This is a genomic window from Streptomyces sp. NPDC023838, from assembly GCF_040639555.1.
In the GTDB taxonomy this organism is placed as follows: domain Bacteria; phylum Actinomycetota; class Actinomycetes; order Streptomycetales; family Streptomycetaceae; genus Streptomyces.
The window spans coordinates 307,667-323,174 of record NZ_JBFAAD010000001.1; the positions used below are offsets into that span (position 1 = coordinate 307,667).

Consider the following 15,508-nt stretch of genomic DNA (forward strand, 5'->3'; position numbering starts at 1 on the left):
CGGAGGAACCTGCCCGATGAAGTTCACCGAGGGCTACTGGCTGATGCGTCCGGGCGTCACCGCGCGCTACGCCACCGAGGTCGCTGACGTCCGGACCGGCGAGGACCGGATGACCCTCTACGCGCCCGTGAAACACGTGCGTGGCCGCGGTGGCACACTCAACAGCCCCCTGCTGACCATCGAGTGCTGGTCCCCGGCCGAGGGGGTGATCGGGGTGCGCGCCACCCACCACGCCGGCTCGGTGCGGCGCGGACCGGAGTTCGCGCTGCCCGGCTCCGAACAGGGCAACGGGAAGGTGCGCCGGGACGGCGATGTGGTGGAGCTCTGCGCAGGCGAACTGACGCTGCGCGTGGACACCGCCAAGCCGTGGCGGCTGGAGTTCACCGCCGACGGGCGGGTGCTGACCTCCGTCGGCGAGCGCGGCACCGGCTTCGCCACCGACGGCGACGGCCGCCACCATATGCTCGGACAGCTCTCGCTGGGCGTCGGCGAGCTGGTCTACGGCCTGGGAGAGCGGTTCACCCCGTTCGTCCGGAACGGCCAGGTGGTGGACATCTGGCAGGCGGACGGCGGCACCAGCAGCGAACAGGCCTACAAGAACGTCCCGTTCCACCTGACCAACCGGGGCTACGGCGTCTTCGTCAACCACCCCGGCAAGGTCAGTTACGAGATCGGCTCGGAGTCCGTCGGCCAGGTGCAGTTCAGCGTCGAGGACCAGTCCCTTGAGTACTTCGTCGTCCACGGCCCGACCCCCAAGCGGATCCTGGAGCGCTACACCGCGCTCACCGGCCGCCCCGCGCTGCCACCGGCGTGGGCGCTGGGCCTGTGGCTGACCACCTCCTTCACCACCGAGTACGACGAGGCCACCGTCACCCGCTTCGTCGGCGGCATGGCCGAGCGCGGCATCCCGCTGAGCGTCTTCCACCTCGACTGCTTCTGGATGCGCGAGTACCAGTGGTGCGACTTCGTGTGGGACCCGGAGACCTTCCCGGACCCCGTCGGCACGCTGGCCCGGCTCAAGCAGCAGGGTCTGCGCATCTCCGCCTGGATCAACCCCTACATCGCACAGAAGTCCGAGCTGTTCGCCGAGGGCATGCGCGAGGGTTACCTGGTGCGTCGCCCGGACGGCAGCGTCTGGCAGTGGGACCTGTGGCAGCCGGGCATGGCCCTGGTGGACTTCACCAACCCCGCCGCGCGCGAGTGGTACACCGGCAAGCTGCGCACCCTGCTGGCCATCGGCGTGGACTGCTTCAAGACCGACTTCGGCGAGCGCATCCCCACGGATGTGGTCTGGCACGACGGCTCCGACCCGGAGCGGATGCACAACTACTACACCCACCTGTACAACCAGGCGGTGTTCGAGCTGCTCCGCGAAGAGCGCGGGGAAGGGGAGGCGCTGCTGTTCGCCCGTTCCGCCACCGCCGGTGGCCAGCAGTACCCGGTGCACTGGGGCGGCGACTGCGAGTCGCACTTCAACGCCATGGCGGAGTCGTTGCGCGGCGGACTCTCTCTCGGCCTGTCCGGCTTCGGTTTCTGGAGCCACGACATCGGCGGTTTCGAGGGCACCCCGGACCCCGCGGTCTTCAAACGCTGGACGCAGTTCGGCCTGCTCTCCTCGCACAGCCGACTGCACGGCAGCAAGTCCTACCGGGTCCCGTGGGACTACGGCGAGGAGGCCGTCGAGGTCGCCCGCGAGTTCACGCTGCTCAAGCACCGCCTGGCCCCCTACCTCCAGCACGCGGCCCAGCAGGCGCATGCCACCGGCCTCCCGGTGATGCGCGCGATGGTGCTGGAGTTCCCGGACGACCCGGCCGCCGCCACGCTCGACCGGCAGTACCTGCTCGGCGACGACCTGCTCGTCGCCCCGGTCTTCACGGAGGACGGCACGGTCGAGTACTACGTGCCCGAGGGGAGATGGACCAACATCCTCACCGGCGACCAGGTCACCGGCCCACGCTGGGTCCGTGAACAGCACGGCTTCCACACCCTGCCACTCCTCGCCCGCCCCGACTCCGTCATCCCGCTCGGGGCGGACGACCAGCACCCGGTCTCCGCCTGGGCCGACGGAGTCGAGCTGCGTGTCCACGCCTTCGCCGACGGCGCCGAGCGCACCGTCGTGATCCCGCGCACCGAGGGCCCCGGTGAGTCCGCCCGCTTCCACCTGCGCCGCACGGGCGACCGCCTCCGGGTGACCACCGACTCCCCGCATCCCTGGCAGCTGCGGATCGGCGGCCCCGCCGGCGCGCTGCACGCCCACCCCGCCGGCACCGGTGAGGCCGACTTCCCCTACCCGGTCTGAGCGGCCTTTACGTGCATCACTGACCAAGACAGTGACGACACCCGAAAGGGTGCACGTATGTGGCGGTGAAGCTGAGGCCCCATGCCAGAGCATCACCGGTTTGACCGGTGACGCATCCTGTGCGACAGTCGGAGAGCGCGCATCGCCGGTACACGTGAACGAACGAGGGGCGTCACATGATCAACAGGTGTGGGTTCAGCAAGGCTGTGGGACTGGGTACGGGTGCGGCTGCCGTCTCGCTGACGGGCGTGCAGGGACCGCAGGGCGCGGCCGCCGCCCCGCGGTACGCGTCCCCGGCATCGGCCCCGGCGGCGGCAGTTGCGCCCGGCACGCACGCCGCCTTTCCGCAGGTGAAGCAGATCAGGGCCGGTCTGCTGAACGTCGGCTACGCCGAACTGGGCCCCGCTCACGGCCCCGCCGTCATCTGCCTGCACGGCTGGCCGTACGACATCCACAGTTACGTCGACGTCGCGCCGATGCTGGCCGAGACGGGCTATCGGGTCATCGTCCCGTATCTGCGCGGCCACGGCACGACGCGCTTTCTCTCCGAGCGGACGTTCCGCAATGCCCAGCAGTCCGCCATCGCGCTCGACATCATCGCTCTGATGGACGCCCTGAAGATCGAGAAGGCTGTTCTGGCCGGTTTCGACTGGGGCTCACGCACCGCCGACATCGTCGCCGCGCTCTGGCCCGACCGCTGTCAAGCCCTCGTATCGGTCAGCGGATACCTCATCACCAACCTCGAAGCCAACCTGAAGCCGCTGTCCCCCACCGCCGAACACACCTGGTGGTACCAGTACTACTTCGCCACCGAGCGGGGCCGGCTCGCCATGGAGGACAGGACTCTGCGCCATGATCTGACCAGGCTCGTCTGGGAGACCGTCTCCCCGACGTGGGACTTCGGCGACGCCACCTTCGAGCGCACCGCCGCGGCCTTCGACAACCCCGACCATGCGGCTGTCGTCATCCACAACTACCGGTGGCGGCTGGGGCTCGCCGACGGGGAACGCCGCTACGACGCCCTGGAGAAGCGGCTCGCCACGCGACCCGTCATCGAGGTTCCCACCATCACCCTCGACCCCGAACAGGATCCCTTCACCGCTCCGGGCAACGGCGCCTCGTACCGGGACAGGTTCACCGGCGCGTACGAGCATCGGACCCTGAAGGGGATCGGTCACAACCTGCCGCAGGAGGCGCCCGCCGCCTTCGCCCGGGCCGTCATTGATGTGAACCGCATCTGACATCCCATGTCACCTGCAAGGCGGGTGACATGTGTGAGCCTGTTGAGCCAGTCCCACCAGCGACCGAACGGAGTCCAGTCATGGAAAGCGCACACGCAACGGACAGCGCCGGGGCGGCGCGACGAGCGCGGTTCGGCAGTCTGCCGGAGCGCATCCGCCAGGAGGACATGGTCGAGGAGAAGGCGACGACACCGAGCGACCCGGAACGCCACGCCTTCAATCCCGAGGGCTCGTGGAGGTCCTTCTCCTGCCTCGCCGTCGACCTCGCGTTGTGAGCGGGGTCCGACCGGGCGCAGGTGGCGGAACTTGCCGGGCATACCGTCACCTGCCAGAATGGTGATGTGAACCTCGACCATGTCTTCGTCTGCGGAAACCCGGCGCTCGACTTCGTCGCTACGCTCCGAGCACGCCGTTCGCTGCGCTTCGAGATGTTCGTGACGCCGGACAGACTGAACGCCTGGTACGTGGAGTCGGGCATCGTCGACGCGGTCTCCCCGAGCCGGGAGAGTGACATCGAGGAGGCGACGACCGTACGGGAAGCCATGTACCAGCTGGTCACCGCCCGTCGACTCGCGGAAGACTACGACGGGGCGGCACTGACCGTACTCAACAACGCGGCACGCAAACCGTCCGCGGTGCCGCAGCTGACCCCGTCGGGGCGATGGACGCAGGCGACACCGGAGGAAGCCCTCTCCGTGGTGGCCCGCCATGCCATCGAGCTCCTGAGCGGACCGGACGTGCCCCTGCTCAAGGAGTGCGGCAATCCGGAGTGCACCCGCACCTACATCGACCGTTCACGGGGCATGCGGCGACAGTGGTGCGGCATGGAGTCCTGCGGCAACAAGATCAAGGCAGCCGCGTACCGCGCCCGCAAGAAGACCGGCCCCGCACCGGCTCACTGACCAGGAGGATCAACGGCCGGTCGTCCCGTCGATCAGTTCGCGGAGAACGTCCGCGTGGCCGGCGTGACGGGCGGTCTCCTCGATCATGTGGGTCAGGGCCCAGCGGAGGCTGGGAGCGGCGCGCCCCGGCCGTCGTCGCGGGATGGGTGCGTTGAGATCGGCGCACCCGTCGAGGACGTCGTTGGCGCGCTCGACGGTGTCGCGGTAGCGAGCCACGACATCGGCCACGCTGTCCTCCCAGGCGGCCTGGAACGTGGCCTGCCAGTCGGTGACGTCGTCCCCGAGGAACAGCGAGCGCTCTACGTACGTCAGGTGGTTGAGCAGGCCGAGCAGGTTGGTGCCCGAGGGCACTGCGGCCGCGCGGACCTGCGGCTCGGGTGCGCCGACGACCTTCGCGGCGACGGAGGTCCGGAGGTAGTCGAGGAATCCGCGCAGCACCTCGGTTTCGCTGCTTCCGGTCCGGGGCGGCGGGGTGTCACGACGGCGGTCGCCACGGGTGGTGCTGGGCATCAGTGATCGCCTTCTTTCGGTGTTGGCGGTGTCGGCGGACGCAGTGTCAGGCGGTGCGGCGGATGAGGAGGACGTGGTCGGTGACCTCGGCGGTGCGCCCGTCCGGCCCGGTCGCGGTCCGGCGCGGTGTGTCGGCCCGCTCGATCGTCCATGTCCGCGGGGCCAGTTCGAGACCGGCGGCGACCTCCTGCGGGCTGGGGTAGCGGGTGTCGGGGTCCTGCTCCCAGGACCACGGCGCGGCCGAGCCGTGGTCGACGACCAGCAGCCGTCCGCGCGGGCGCAGGGCGTGGGCGGCCGTGCGCAGGACGGTCACCCGGTCCAGGTCCCCGGGGGTGTGCAGATAGTGGGCGCAGATCAGGTCGAAGCCGCCGCGCGGGAAGGACGTGTGCAGGTCGTGCCGCACGGCGTCGACGCGGTCGCCCAGGCCGTATGAGCCGGCGAGGGCGGCGAGGCGTTCGACCGCGACGGCCGAGATGTCGGTGGCGGGACGTGCCAGCCCTGGCGGGCGAGCCACAGTGCGTCACCGCCGGAGCCACATCCGAGGTCCAGCGCGTCACCGGGCGTCAGCCCCGTCACCGTCTCGGTGAGGCGGGCGTTGGGCTGCGGGTTGTCGGCTGCCGGTCGGGCCGCGTAGTGGCGGTCCCAGAACGCGGCCGCATCGGTGGTGCTCATCAAGACTCCTCGCGTCGGTGGGTGCTCAGTGTGGGCAGGCGCACCACGACCTGGCACGGAATCTTGCGGTAATGGCAAGCTGGGCTCCATGGAGCCCACGACGGACGACGACGTGCTCGACGCGGTGGGGCCGCGACTTCGCGCGCTGCGTCGGGAACGCGGCATCACCCTCGCCGACCTCGCGGCGACCACGGGCGTGTCGGAGAGCACCCTCTCCCGGCTGGAGAGCGGGCAGCGCCGACCCACCCTGGAGCTGCTGCTGCCGCTGGCCCGTATCTACGGCGTTCCGCTGGACGACCTCGTCGGTGCGCCGCGCACCGGCGACCCCCGGATCCACCTCAAGCCGATCCGTCGGTTCGGAATGACCTTCGTGCCTCTGTCGCGGCGGCCCGGCGGGGTGCACGCCTTCAAGATGATCATCCCCGCCCGGCCGGTGCCGCTGGAGCCGACCCCGCAGACCCACGAGGGCGTCGAGTGGCTGTACGTACTCGACGGCCGCCTGCGGCTGGTCATCGGCGAGCGCGACCTGACGCTGCCGCCCGGTGAGGCAGCCGAGTTCGACACGTCCCTGCCGCACTGGCTGGGCAGCGCCGATGGCGGAGCGGTGGAACTCCTCATCCTGTTCGGGCTGCAGGGGGTGCGCGCGCACGTACGCACCGACCCCGACCGGTCGTCCAGGACCGAATCCCCGCGAGGAACCCGGTGAAAGGCAGTCCGGTGGCGGCGTACGGGACCACCGCACGCCGGGTCCGTCACCCTGCTGCGCGTAGCTGAAGAAGGTACGTCGCGGTCAGCGCAACGGCACGTTCCTCGTCGTGCGACAGCTCCACGAGGGCGTCTGACGCCGTTGAACCCGGGATGCCCGCCAATGCCTGGGTCAGCCGCCCGCGTGCGGGCGCCGTGGTGGTGTCGTGGGCGAGGCGGTCGACGAGCCCGGTCGCGATCCGATCCGCCGTCGCGGTGTCGCTCGCCAGCACGCTCAGCGCATCGGCTGCGTCGGTGTCGTTCCTGCCTTGCTCGATCATGTCGATGAGCGCCGGGATCCCATCGGCCATTCCACGCGTTCCGAGTGCCAGGGCCGCGAACCCGCGGACCACGGCGTCGGGGTTGGCGAGAGCGTCTTGCAGCCGCTCGGTGGCCTCGCCGCCGGGTAGTTCAGCGAGGGAGCGAACGGCACGTTCGCGCACGGCGGCCACCGGGGAGTCGAGGCCCCGCGCCAGCAGTACCGGGCCGCCGTCGCCCGATCGCGCCAGTGCCCACCGAAGCGCTCCGGCGACGTTCGGTTCCGTCTCGCTCAGCACCGCCTCGACCAGGGCCTCCACCGGCACCGGAACCTCGTCGACCGAGGACAGGGCCGCGCGCTGGCGTGCGTCGGCGCTCTTCGACCCCAGCGCCTGGAGGAGCGCGACGACTTGGAGGACGTCCTCCCAGTCGCCGGGTTCCGCGGCGTCGATCCGGCACAGCCGCGTGAGCAGCTCGGTCTCCGCCGCGATGCGTTCGCGCGTCTGTCGGATCAGGTCGCCGACGAGCTCCGGCGGAGTGGAGCCGGGGTCGTCGAGCGCGCGCCCGATCTCACGCAGCGACAGCCCTAGCGACCGCAGGCTCTCGATCTGGAAGATCCGCCGGATGTCCTCGGCGGAGTACTCCCGATAGCCGGAGCCCGTACGACCCGAAGGCCGCACCAGGCCGAGCGACTCGTAATGCCTGAGCATGCGGGCACTGACCCCGGACCGCCGCGCCACCTCACCGATCAACACCCCTTATCTTCCCTCCTGTCTCTCCCCGCCGAGAGCCACGACGCGCTTCGCCTCCTCGAGCGCGAACGTGAATCCGGCGTCCGGGTCGTGCAGCAGCCGTTGGGTGGCGAGCGCGTGCGCGCGTACGTCAGGGGCCGACGTCGCAGCACGCAGAGCCGGTACGATCACGTCGCCCAGCGCGACCAGTGCCCGGCTGAGGCTCAGCTGAGTCTCCCGGTCGCCGCGCCCGAGCTGTGTCGCCATCGTCGCGGCCAACGCGGGCTCCTCGCCCTCCGGTACGAGTACGACCGCGGCCCGCCAGGCGGTCCGCGCGACTTCGTCGTCGGCGTCGGACAGCAACTCCCGTGTGATCACCGGCCACGCCCGCCGGTCTCCGATCTTGGACAGCGTGTGCAGCGCCTGGCTCCGTGCCTGCGGATGCTCGGAGCGGACGGCGCGGACCAGCTCGGGGAGCGTCAGGGACACAGGGTGGCGTGTCAGCGCCCAGGTCAGCATGTCGCGTACGAAGAACTCCGGCTCGATCGCGCAGCGCTCGATGAGCTTGCCGACGAAGCGAGGGTCGGGCGTCGTGCCGACCGCCAGAGCGGCCCGCAGCCGCACGGAGGAGCGGCCGTCCTCGAGCCCCTGGAGCGCTCGGGGCGCATCCGTGTCCTGCTTTGTGATCGTCATGGGACCACCTCCTCGGCAGCCAGTGAAGGCCTTGCCACTGTGTCAAGGTCAAACGGAGGGCCCGCAGACACTCGACGCCGTCCGCCCCTGTGTGTTGGTCGGGGCGCGAGACTCCGACATGCTGGAGCGTCAAAGCTGAGTGAGTGATGGGTAGTTGGCGTTAGTCACAGGTGCTGATGTGTGCATCTCGGTCGTGGGGCGATCGGGGTGTGGGCCGGGTGGCGCCCGTACGACCCTCTCGCCGTTCCAGAGCGGGCGGCACTCGGACAGGAGGCCGTGTTGAGCAGATGGAACCTCAACCCGCTGAATCGGCGCGGGCTGCTGGCCGCGGCGGGAGCGATGGCCGCGGGCGGTGCGGCCGGGAGCCTGGTCGCCGCGCCGGCTTCGCCCGCTGCGGCGGACACCGGCGCGGCGCCGGGGGAGGGGGCGCCGTTCGGGCCGGTGACGGTGCGTCCGGGCGACATCCGGTACGAGAGCCTGTTGCGCGGGAACAACTTCCGCTTCGTGGGGCGGCCGGACGAGATCCGTGTCGTCGGCTCCACCGCGCAGGTGGTGCGCGCGGTCGCGGATGCCGTACGGTCCGGGCACACGGTCGCGGTCCGCAGCGGCGGGCACTGCTTCGAGCCCCTGACGACTGCTCGCAGAAGGTCAGGTGACTCTCCAAGCCGCCTCGATCATCCGGAAGATCTCGTCCACGGCGGCCTGCGGGTCGGCCGCGTCGCGGGCCAGCGAATAGGCGTCGATCACGAACCTCGCGATCGTCCGGCAGGCCGTCGCGCTCTGCGACACGTCGGGATCGGCGACAAGGGCCGTGGCCAGCGACTCCGCGTGGCGCACCCGCATCGACTCCTCGTACTCCCGCAGGGCCCGTGACTCGTCGATCATGCGGTAGATCGGGGCGGTGCCGTCCGCCGTGCAGTGCCGGACCATGGCGTGGATCTCGCGGCGCAGTGTGGGGATGAGCCGTTCGTGCGGTGCCCGGTCGGTGACCGCCTGGGTGAGGCGTTGTTCGAAGTTGTCGTCCTGCTCGAAGACCAGGGCCTCTTTCGAGGTGAAGTGGGAGAAGAGCGTGGTGACGGCCACGTCGGCCTCGGCGGCCACGTCGCGGATGCCCACCGCGTCGTACCCCCGCTCCAGGAAGAGCCGCAGGGCGGTCTCGGCGATCTTCTGGCGGGTCGCGGCCTTCTTGCGTTCACGGCGTCCGGTCGGCACGGTCATGCCGCTGACGCTACCAAATCTAAAGCCGTAACCGTTTCGAAAACCTAACCGTTAGTGTTACCTTCGGCGGCATGAAGAGAGTGAGCTTCGCCGAGTTCGGCGGTCCGGACGTCCTGCGTCTCGAAGATGCCGAGGAGCCTCATGCGGGCCCTGGTCAGATACGCATTGCCGTACGGGCTGCGGGCGTGAACCCCGTCGACTGGAGGATCCGTGAAGGCCAGTTCCAGAAGGTCCGCCCGATCGAGTTGCCCGCCGGAGTCGGGCAGGACGCCGCCGGGGTGGTGGACGAGGTCGGCGCGGGCGTCGACGGGGTCGAGGCCGGCGACCGCGTGTTCGGGCGAGGCTCGAACGCCTATGCCGAGTTCGCCGTGTTGTCGGCCTGGGCCCGGATGCCCGAGAGCCTGACCTTCGAAGAGGCGGCCGGGTACCCCTCCGTGGTGGAGACCGCGCTGCGCATCATCGGTCAGGTCGGTGTGCGGTCCGGGCAGACGCTGCTGGTCAGCGGCGCGTCCGGGGGAGTCGGATCGGCGGTGTTGCAGATCGCCCGGGCCCGCGGCATCACGGTGATCGGCACCGCCGGGGCCGCGAACCAGGACTACCTGCGGAGCCTGGGCGCCCTCGCTACGACATACCGCGAGGGCTGGGTCGAGCGCGTGCGGGAGTTCGGCCCGGTCGACGCGGCGCTCGATCTGGCCGGCTCGGGTGTTGTCCGCGAGCTCGTCGGGCTGACCGGCGACACACAAAAGGTGATCTCCATCGCCGACCTCGGCGCGCCGGAACTCGGTGTCCGATACTCCGGCGTGACCGGGAACGTCCCACAAGCCCTCGCCGAGGCCGTCGGCCTCATCTCACGGGGACAGCTCCACATCCCGGTCGAGAAGTCGTACACGCTCGCCGAGGCCGCGGCGGCACACGTCGACAGCCAGGCCGGTCACACGCGCGGGCGCCGGGTCATAGTCGTCTGAGCCTTTGCCGCCCGGTTGCACGGTCCGGTGCCGGGGTCAGTTGTGGTCGCCGCCGTAGTACTGGCCGACCTGGTTACGGTAGGCGGCGTCGCCGCGGTGGGTGTCCTTGTTGTACTCGGGGGAGTCCTTGATCTGGTCCTTGGTGAGGTTGACGCTGATCTTCTCCTCCTTCACGTCGACCCGCACGACGGTGCCGGCGGGAATGAGGACGTGCTTGCCGAAGATCCACGGGCCGGTGTCGACGACGATGTAGGAGGCGCCGACCTCCTCGGTGGCCTCGTCGACCTTGCCGATGTGCCCGTCGCTGGCTTCGACCTTGAAGCCGACCAGACTGGTTCCGGGCGTGTAGTGCGCATCGGGGTTGTAGCTCCACATGTCAGTCACGCGGGTTCTCTCCTTCTGAGGCGCGCGGCGGCTGTCTTCGTGCGGCAGGTCGGGTGTGCAGCAGGCAGTTGCGACCGTCGTGGGCGTCCGCCGGTCGCTGTCATACGTCCAAGCGCCGACAGCCGCACGGGACTCGACTCGGCGCGGGTCTGGGCCGGTGGTCAGGTGCTGAGGAGGCGGTCGAAGAAGGATCGGTATTGGCGTAGGGCCAGACGGAGGTCCTCGGTGGCCGCCTCTTCGCCTCGGTGCCACTGGCTTTCGAGGCCCTGCTTGTGGTCGGCGAACGTGGTGGCGAGCAGCTGCATGACCTCGGCGACGAGCCCGTCTGCCGCGAGCACCGACTGCTTCGGGTCATCGACGAAGCCCTGCTGGATTTCCTGCCACCGCGTACGGAGCCCTTCTGCCTCCTGGGTCCCGAGAAGCGGGGCGGTATCGGACTCCTGCTTGGACTCGTCCCGTTCGCCGGCTGCCGCGTCCGGTGCGTTTCCGGCCTCGTCGGTGATTCTGGTCCGGGGCGCCGTGCCCTCGTCGTCGGAGGGCGCTGTCAGGTCCTCGTCCGTCCGGGTCTCATCGTCCGTCGGGGTCTCATCGTCCGCCCGGGTCTCATCGTCCGTCTGGGGCCGGGCGATGTCCTCGGTGGACAGCGTCTCCTGGGAGGGCTCGGCGTACTCGTCGTCGCGCCCGTATGGTCCTTCTCTCTGCATGTCCCTTCACCTCCATGCGGGGCCGAACGGCCGCTTGCGGTTGGTGGGCACTCAGCGGCGTTCTTCATCCGGCGAATCGGTGTCGTCGCGCAGCAGTTCCTCGAAGAGCGCCCGGTAGTGGACCATCGCGCTCCGCAGTTCTTCCGTCGTGGTGTCCCTGCTGCCGGCCCGCCCGTTGATCTCATGAGCGATGCGGTAGTGGTCCAGGGTCCGGGCGTGTTCGACCGAGAGGTCCCGCTGCTGCTGTTCGAAATTCTCGGTCGGGTAGCCGCGCTCGCTCATGAGCGTGGTCACGAGCCGGTCCGCCTCACCCACGGCCTGGTCGGGACTGTCGACGAAGTGCTCCTGCACGTTGGCCCAGTCCCGGGCGTACCGGTCGCGGACCGTGGAGGGCAGCGGCCTGATCTCCAGCGATTCGTGCCGCTCCTCCCTCTCCTTGAGGTCGCGCTCGGCCGCTCCACGGCTCTGCTCCGCCTCGACGGCGCGCTCGTATTCGGGGCCGAACTGCTCCTGGAGGTGCCGGCGCCGGGTGATGGTCCGCATGGTCAACGCGATGGCGGCCACGACCACCACGGCGGCCACAATGATGATGATGGTCCACATCGCATCCTCCACTCCTCGGGCGCGGCACGGCGGTCGTGACGGCTGTGCTGTACGCGCCCTTGGTGTCGGGTCGGATCGTGTCGGGCCGTGCGAGAACCGGTTGGGTTCTCGCACGGTGTCAGGGACGGCTACCAGTAGTGCCGACGACCGCCCACCTCGCGCCCGACGGCTCCCAGGATCCACAGGATGGCGCCGATGGCGACCAGGATGATGCCGATGGTCCACAGGATGGACAAGCCGGTCACGAAGCCGATGACCAGCAGAATGATTCCGAGGATGATCATGATGTTCGCCGATCTCACGGAGTGGGGAAAGGTCCCTGTCCCCAGAGTAGATCCACCCCCTGGCGATGGCTTCCCGGACATCGCGGTTCTACCGTGGAGGGAACAGAGCGCATACCTCTGGAGCACGCCATGTTCGTCATCCTCGGACTCGTCCTTCTGATCGCCGCCGTCGTCGTCGGCGTGACCGGCGTCGTTGCCAACGACGGCGCCGCCCATCAGCTCACCGGCGGCTTCTCCGTGTTCGGCTACCACGTCACCGGCTCCACCGGCACCCTCTTCCTCTACGGCATCGGCGTCGGGGCCGTGGGCCTGCTCGGGCTGAGCCTCCTCCTGGCCGGTGCCCGCCGTACCTCCTACCGCCGCCACGAGGGGCGGCACGGACTCAGGGCGTCGCGCCGCGACACGGCCGTCGGCGCCACGGGCCGCGATGACGTCGTGGACCAGCGTGGCACCGCCCGCCCGCAGGCGACCGGCGATGCCGGGGCCGACGCGCCCTACGACGACCAGCATCCCCACCCGGAGGGTGGGCACCGCAGGGGGCTGCACCCGTTCAAGCACCGATCGGAGCCCCGGTAGGCCGATGGCCCCCGCACCTCGGCGACGGTCAGGCGAGCAGGTTCACGGCGCTCTGGAACAGGCCGGGGAACCGGGCAGCTGCCGGGGTGACCAGAGGCGCCAGCCGCGGCTGGTTCCGGATCCAGAGGAGGGAGCTGGTCAGCAGACGGTAGCTGCGGGACAGGCGAGACCAGGCGCGTTCATATGCCTGCGGGCGGCCCTCGCGCAGGCAACGTACGAGGGCGTCCGCCGCCGTCAGGGCGAGAGTCAGGCCCTCGCCTGTCAGCGCGTCGACGTACCCCGCGGCGTCGCCCACGAACAGCACTCGGCCTGCCACCCGGGAGCGGGCTTGCTGGCGCAGCGGCCCGGCGCCCCTGACCGGTGTCCTGTCGGCCGTGAGAAGGCGGTCGGCCAAGAGGGGGAAGCGGGCCAGCTGGGCGTCGTAGGGCAGTTGGCATGAGGTGAGGATGGCGACGCCGATCTGCCGGGGGCCCAGCGGAGTGACGTAGGCCTCGCAGTCGGCGGACCAGTGCACCTCGACCAGGTCGGTCCATGGCTCGACACCGTAGTGGCGCCGCAGACCGTACCGGGGTGCGCGTCGCCGGGTGGCGGCCGGTCGCTCGGTCAGGCCGAGCGCCCGTCGGGTGGGTGAGTGCAGTCCGTCGGCCGCCACGAGGTAGCGGGCGGTGATCCCGTCAGCGGTCACGTACGCGTCGGACTGAGTCACCTGGCGAACGCGGTGCGGGATGACCGGAACGCCGAGCTGGGCGGCCCGGGCGGTGAGCGCCTCGTGCAGCACGGTCCGACGTGTGCCGAGACCGGGCTCCGTGCGGAACCGGGCTTCGGCACGTCGGCCGCCGGTGGCGTCGACGTAGCGGATGCCTTGGAGGTGTTGGCCGGGCACCTTCACGTCGAGGGCTCTCAAGGCGCGCACCGCCGAGGGCATCAACCCCTCTCCGCATGCCTTGTCGACGGGTGCCGGGCGCGGCTCGGCGACCACGACGTCGAAGCCGCACTGCACCGCGTGGATCGCGGCGGCCAGGCCCGCCGGGCCGCCGCCGACGATGAGGAGGTCGATCACGTGGCGGCACCGGGGGAGGAGAGGGCCCGTGAGGGCGCCAGCGCGGCGTTCTCGCAGCGGATGCGTACGGTCAGGAGTGTCGCGTTCAGCAGCGTGAAGGTCAGGGCGGTCAGCCAGGCGGTGTTCACCAGGGGAAGGGCGATGCCCTCGGCGACGACGGCCACGTAGTTGGGGTGGCGCAGGTACCGGTAGGGGCCGGAGGTGATCAGAGCGAGGTCGGGGACGATCAGCACGCGGGTGTGCCAGCGGCGGCCGAGGGTGCTGATGCACCACCAGCGCAGCGCTTGCGCGGCCAGGGTGAGGCCGAGGGCGGGCCAGCCGAGCAGCGGCAGGAAGGGCCGGTCGGCCGCCCACGGCTCGACAAGGCAGCCGAGGAGGAGCGCGGTATGCAGGCCGACCATCGCCGGATAGTGCCCCGCACCGTGCTCACGGCCCCCTCGGGCTCGGCTCCAGACGCCGTTGCGTCGCGCGACGGCGAGTTCCGCGAACCGCTCGGCGACGATTAGGAGGACCAAAACGGTGTACGGCGTCACGCGACTCTCACCAGGCCAGGAGGACGAGTTCGGACGAGAAACCGGGCCCGAAGGCGATCATCAGACCGGTTGATCCGGGTGGGGGCTGGTCGTTCTGCGTGTCCTTCAGGATGTGCAGCACCGACGCGGAGGACAGGTTTCCGTGGGCGGCGAGCGCGCGGCGGCTCGCCGCGAGGGCCGAGTCCGGAAGGCCGAGCTCATCGGCGAGCGCGTCCAGGATCCTGGGGCCGCCCGGGTGGCAGATCCATGCCGTGACGTCCGCGGGCTTGAGGTCGTGTCCGGCGAGGAAGGACTCGACCTCCTCGCTCACATGCAGCCTGACGAGCTCGGGGAGTTCCGGACCGAGCACCAGGCGGAAGCCCCAGTCGCCGATGTCCCAGCCCAACAGGTGCTCGCTCCCCGGATACAGGCGGCTGCGTGCCGCCACGACCGTCGGCAGGGAGGTTCCGGACGTCGGCACCGAGGTTCCGGACCGGCGTGACGCCGTACGAGAGGGTGTACGGGAAGGGTCACTGCCGACGGCCACCAGGGCGGCGACCCCGTCGCCGAACAGACTGCCCGCCACCAGGTTCGCCATCGACGTGTCGGAACGCTGCAAGGTGAGCGAGCACAGTTCGGTGGACAGAAGCAGCGCCGTGCTGCCCGGTCGGCCGTCGAGGAAGTCGTGGACGCGGGCCAGCCCGGCGGCGCCCGCGGAGCACCCGAGGCCGAACAGGGGCGCGCGCTTGACGTCGGGCCGCAGTCCTGTCCGTGCGGCCAGCCGGGCCTCCAGGGAGGGGGTCGCGATACCCGTCACGGTCGTCGAGACGATCAGGTCGACGTCTTCCGGACGCACACCGGCTTCGTCGAGTGCCCGCTCGACGGCTTCAGCGCCCAGGGTGGTGGCCAGTTCGACGAAGACGCGGTTGCTCTCGCCGAAGGTGCCGAGATCACGGTAACGGTCGAGGGGCAGAGCGAGATGACGGCTCTCCACGCCGGCCGCCGCGTGCAGCCGGCGCACGAGTTGCCCGTCCGATCCGGGCGGCAGGCCGGAGACGAGGTCTTCGGTGATCTCGTGTTGCATATAGCGGTGCGGCGGGAACACCGTACTCACCGCAAGGACGCGGGTCATTGCTCCAACATAGGGACAGT

At 70.2% G+C, this 15,508-nt stretch carries 18 protein-coding genes and 1 pseudogene; 7 read left to right on the forward strand and 12 right to left on the reverse strand.

Features of this window, described 5'->3' with window-relative positions; genetic code table 11:
- The first annotated feature begins 16 nt into the window (after positions 1 to 16).
- From yicI to AB0G17_RS01370, 4 genes are all read left to right on the forward strand, one after another.
- Positions 17 to 2,299 carry an alpha-xylosidase gene (gene yicI, locus AB0G17_RS01355; protein WP_361374252.1) on the forward strand — a complete coding sequence of 761 codons (2,283 nt, stop codon included), beginning with the start codon at positions 17 to 19 and terminating at the stop codon, positions 2,297 to 2,299.
- A 176-nt stretch (positions 2,300 to 2,475) separates the two neighbouring features.
- Complete coding sequence (locus AB0G17_RS01360; protein WP_361374254.1) at positions 2,476 to 3,540, forward strand: alpha/beta hydrolase; 1,065 nt, start codon at positions 2,476 to 2,478, stop codon at positions 3,538 to 3,540.
- An 80-nt stretch (positions 3,541 to 3,620) separates the two neighbouring features.
- On the forward strand, positions 3,621 to 3,815 hold the full coding sequence (locus AB0G17_RS01365) for a hypothetical protein (protein WP_361374256.1): 195 nt from the start codon (positions 3,621 to 3,623) through the stop codon (positions 3,813 to 3,815).
- 66 nt (positions 3,816 to 3,881) lie between these two features.
- Positions 3,882 to 4,442 (forward strand): CGNR zinc finger domain-containing protein, encoded by a 561-nt coding sequence (locus tag AB0G17_RS01370; protein ID WP_361374258.1) that lies wholly within the window; start codon positions 3,882 to 3,884, stop codon positions 4,440 to 4,442.
- Positions 4,443 to 4,451: 9 nt separating this feature from the next.
- On the opposite strand, the gene AB0G17_RS01375 is transcribed toward AB0G17_RS01370, so the two are convergent.
- Both AB0G17_RS01375 and AB0G17_RS01380 read right to left on the reverse strand, forming a co-directional pair.
- A complete protein-coding gene (locus AB0G17_RS01375) occupies positions 4,452 to 4,952 on the reverse strand; it encodes a DinB family protein (protein ID WP_361374260.1) in 501 nt (166 codons plus the stop codon).
- Between the two features lie 46 nt (positions 4,953 to 4,998).
- A pseudogene (locus AB0G17_RS01380) lies at positions 4,999 to 5,624 on the reverse strand (methyltransferase domain-containing protein).
- A gap of 88 nt (positions 5,625 to 5,712) precedes the next feature.
- Here AB0G17_RS01380 and AB0G17_RS01385 point away from each other — a divergent pair.
- Positions 5,713 to 6,330 (forward strand): XRE family transcriptional regulator, encoded by a 618-nt coding sequence (locus AB0G17_RS01385; RefSeq protein ID WP_361374262.1) that lies wholly within the window; start codon positions 5,713 to 5,715, stop codon positions 6,328 to 6,330.
- Positions 6,331 to 6,376: 46 nt separating this feature from the next.
- On the opposite strand, the gene AB0G17_RS01390 is transcribed toward AB0G17_RS01385, so the two are convergent.
- The 3 genes from AB0G17_RS01390 to AB0G17_RS01400 form a co-directional block, all read right to left on the reverse strand.
- Positions 6,377 to 7,381, reverse strand: a complete 1,005-nt coding sequence (locus tag AB0G17_RS01390) for a MerR family transcriptional regulator (RefSeq protein WP_361374264.1) — start codon at positions 7,379 to 7,381, stop codon at positions 6,377 to 6,379.
- A gap of 3 nt (positions 7,382 to 7,384) precedes the next feature.
- Positions 7,385 to 8,050, reverse strand: coding sequence for a HEAT repeat domain-containing protein (locus tag AB0G17_RS01395; RefSeq protein WP_361374266.1), 666 nt, complete (start codon positions 8,048 to 8,050; stop codon positions 7,385 to 7,387).
- A gap of 648 nt (positions 8,051 to 8,698) precedes the next feature.
- Entirely contained in the window at positions 8,699 to 9,268 is a 570-nt protein-coding gene (locus AB0G17_RS01400; RefSeq protein ID WP_361374268.1) for a helix-turn-helix domain-containing protein, read from the reverse strand.
- A 71-nt stretch (positions 9,269 to 9,339) separates the two neighbouring features.
- Between AB0G17_RS01400 and AB0G17_RS01405 the strand changes: the two genes are divergently transcribed.
- Positions 9,340 to 10,233, forward strand: a complete 894-nt coding sequence (locus AB0G17_RS01405) for an NADP-dependent oxidoreductase (protein ID WP_361374270.1) — start codon at positions 9,340 to 9,342, stop codon at positions 10,231 to 10,233.
- 36 nt (positions 10,234 to 10,269) lie between these two features.
- On the opposite strand, the gene AB0G17_RS01410 is transcribed toward AB0G17_RS01405, so the two are convergent.
- The 4 genes from AB0G17_RS01410 to AB0G17_RS01425 all read right to left on the reverse strand — a co-directional run bounded on the left by AB0G17_RS01410 (position 10,270) and on the right by AB0G17_RS01425 (position 12,226).
- The gene (locus tag AB0G17_RS01410; protein WP_361374272.1) at positions 10,270 to 10,617 is read right to left on the reverse strand and encodes a PRC-barrel domain-containing protein; all 348 of its coding nucleotides are present in this window, start codon (positions 10,615 to 10,617) and stop codon (positions 10,270 to 10,272) included.
- 161 nt (positions 10,618 to 10,778) lie between these two features.
- The gene (locus tag AB0G17_RS01415; RefSeq protein WP_361374274.1) at positions 10,779 to 11,321 is read right to left on the reverse strand and encodes a hypothetical protein; all 543 of its coding nucleotides are present in this window, start codon (positions 11,319 to 11,321) and stop codon (positions 10,779 to 10,781) included.
- A 51-nt stretch (positions 11,322 to 11,372) separates the two neighbouring features.
- The gene (locus tag AB0G17_RS01420) at positions 11,373 to 11,924 is read right to left on the reverse strand and encodes a hypothetical protein (RefSeq protein ID WP_361374276.1); all 552 of its coding nucleotides are present in this window, start codon (positions 11,922 to 11,924) and stop codon (positions 11,373 to 11,375) included.
- Between the two features lie 128 nt (positions 11,925 to 12,052).
- Positions 12,053 to 12,226 (reverse strand): hypothetical protein, encoded by a 174-nt coding sequence (locus AB0G17_RS01425; protein ID WP_361374591.1) that lies wholly within the window; start codon positions 12,224 to 12,226, stop codon positions 12,053 to 12,055.
- A gap of 75 nt (positions 12,227 to 12,301) precedes the next feature.
- On the opposite strand from AB0G17_RS01425, the gene AB0G17_RS01430 reads away from it, so the two are divergent.
- Positions 12,302 to 12,784 carry a hypothetical protein gene (locus tag AB0G17_RS01430; protein WP_361374278.1) on the forward strand — a complete coding sequence of 161 codons (483 nt, stop codon included), beginning with the start codon at positions 12,302 to 12,304 and terminating at the stop codon, positions 12,782 to 12,784.
- Positions 12,785 to 12,812: 28 nt separating this feature from the next.
- Here the strand turns inward: AB0G17_RS01430 and AB0G17_RS01435 are convergent, their stop codons facing one another.
- The 3 genes from AB0G17_RS01435 to AB0G17_RS01445 are packed head-to-tail and all read right to left on the reverse strand — an operon-like array spanning position 12,813 to position 15,488.
- Positions 12,813 to 13,844: an NAD(P)/FAD-dependent oxidoreductase gene (locus AB0G17_RS01435; RefSeq protein ID WP_361374280.1), complete on the reverse strand. Its 1,032-nt coding sequence runs from the start codon at positions 13,842 to 13,844 to the stop codon at positions 12,813 to 12,815.
- Positions 13,841 to 14,377: an isoprenylcysteine carboxyl methyltransferase family protein gene (locus AB0G17_RS01440; protein WP_361374282.1), complete on the reverse strand. Its 537-nt coding sequence runs from the start codon at positions 14,375 to 14,377 to the stop codon at positions 13,841 to 13,843. Before AB0G17_RS01440 ends, AB0G17_RS01435 begins: the two co-directional genes overlap by 4 nt.
- A 7-nt stretch (positions 14,378 to 14,384) precedes the next feature.
- Positions 14,385 to 15,488: a 3-oxoacyl-[acyl-carrier-protein] synthase III C-terminal domain-containing protein gene (locus AB0G17_RS01445; RefSeq protein WP_361374284.1), complete on the reverse strand. Its 1,104-nt coding sequence runs from the start codon at positions 15,486 to 15,488 to the stop codon at positions 14,385 to 14,387.
- Positions 15,489 to 15,508: the final 20 nt, after the last annotated feature.

Excerpts from the sequence above, each read along its gene's own strand:
- AB0G17_RS01360 (WP_361374254.1), top strand. The coding sequence starts at position 2,476 with ATGATCAACAGGTGTGGGTTCAGCAAGGCTGTGGGACTGGGTACGGGT.
- AB0G17_RS01375 (WP_361374260.1), bottom strand. The coding sequence starts at position 4,952 with ATGCCCAGCACCACCCGTGGCGACCGCCGTCGTGACACCCCGCCGCCC.
- AB0G17_RS01400 (WP_361374268.1), bottom strand. The coding sequence starts at position 9,268 with ATGACCGTGCCGACCGGACGCCGTGAACGCAAGAAGGCCGCGACCCGC.
- AB0G17_RS01385 (WP_361374262.1), top strand. The coding sequence starts at position 5,713 with ATGGAGCCCACGACGGACGACGACGTGCTCGACGCGGTGGGGCCGCGA.
- AB0G17_RS01365 (WP_361374256.1), top strand. The coding sequence starts at position 3,621 with ATGGAAAGCGCACACGCAACGGACAGCGCCGGGGCGGCGCGACGAGCG.
- AB0G17_RS01395 (WP_361374266.1), bottom strand. The coding sequence starts at position 8,050 with ATGACGATCACAAAGCAGGACACGGATGCGCCCCGAGCGCTCCAGGGG.
- yicI (WP_361374252.1), top strand. The coding sequence starts at position 17 with ATGAAGTTCACCGAGGGCTACTGGCTGATGCGTCCGGGCGTCACCGCG.
- AB0G17_RS01420 (WP_361374276.1), bottom strand. The coding sequence starts at position 11,924 with ATGTGGACCATCATCATCATTGTGGCCGCCGTGGTGGTCGTGGCCGCC.
- AB0G17_RS01405 (WP_361374270.1), top strand. The coding sequence starts at position 9,340 with ATGAAGAGAGTGAGCTTCGCCGAGTTCGGCGGTCCGGACGTCCTGCGT.
- AB0G17_RS01415 (WP_361374274.1), bottom strand. The coding sequence starts at position 11,321 with ATGCAGAGAGAAGGACCATACGGGCGCGACGACGAGTACGCCGAGCCC.
- AB0G17_RS01445 (WP_361374284.1), bottom strand. The coding sequence starts at position 15,488 with ATGACCCGCGTCCTTGCGGTGAGTACGGTGTTCCCGCCGCACCGCTAT.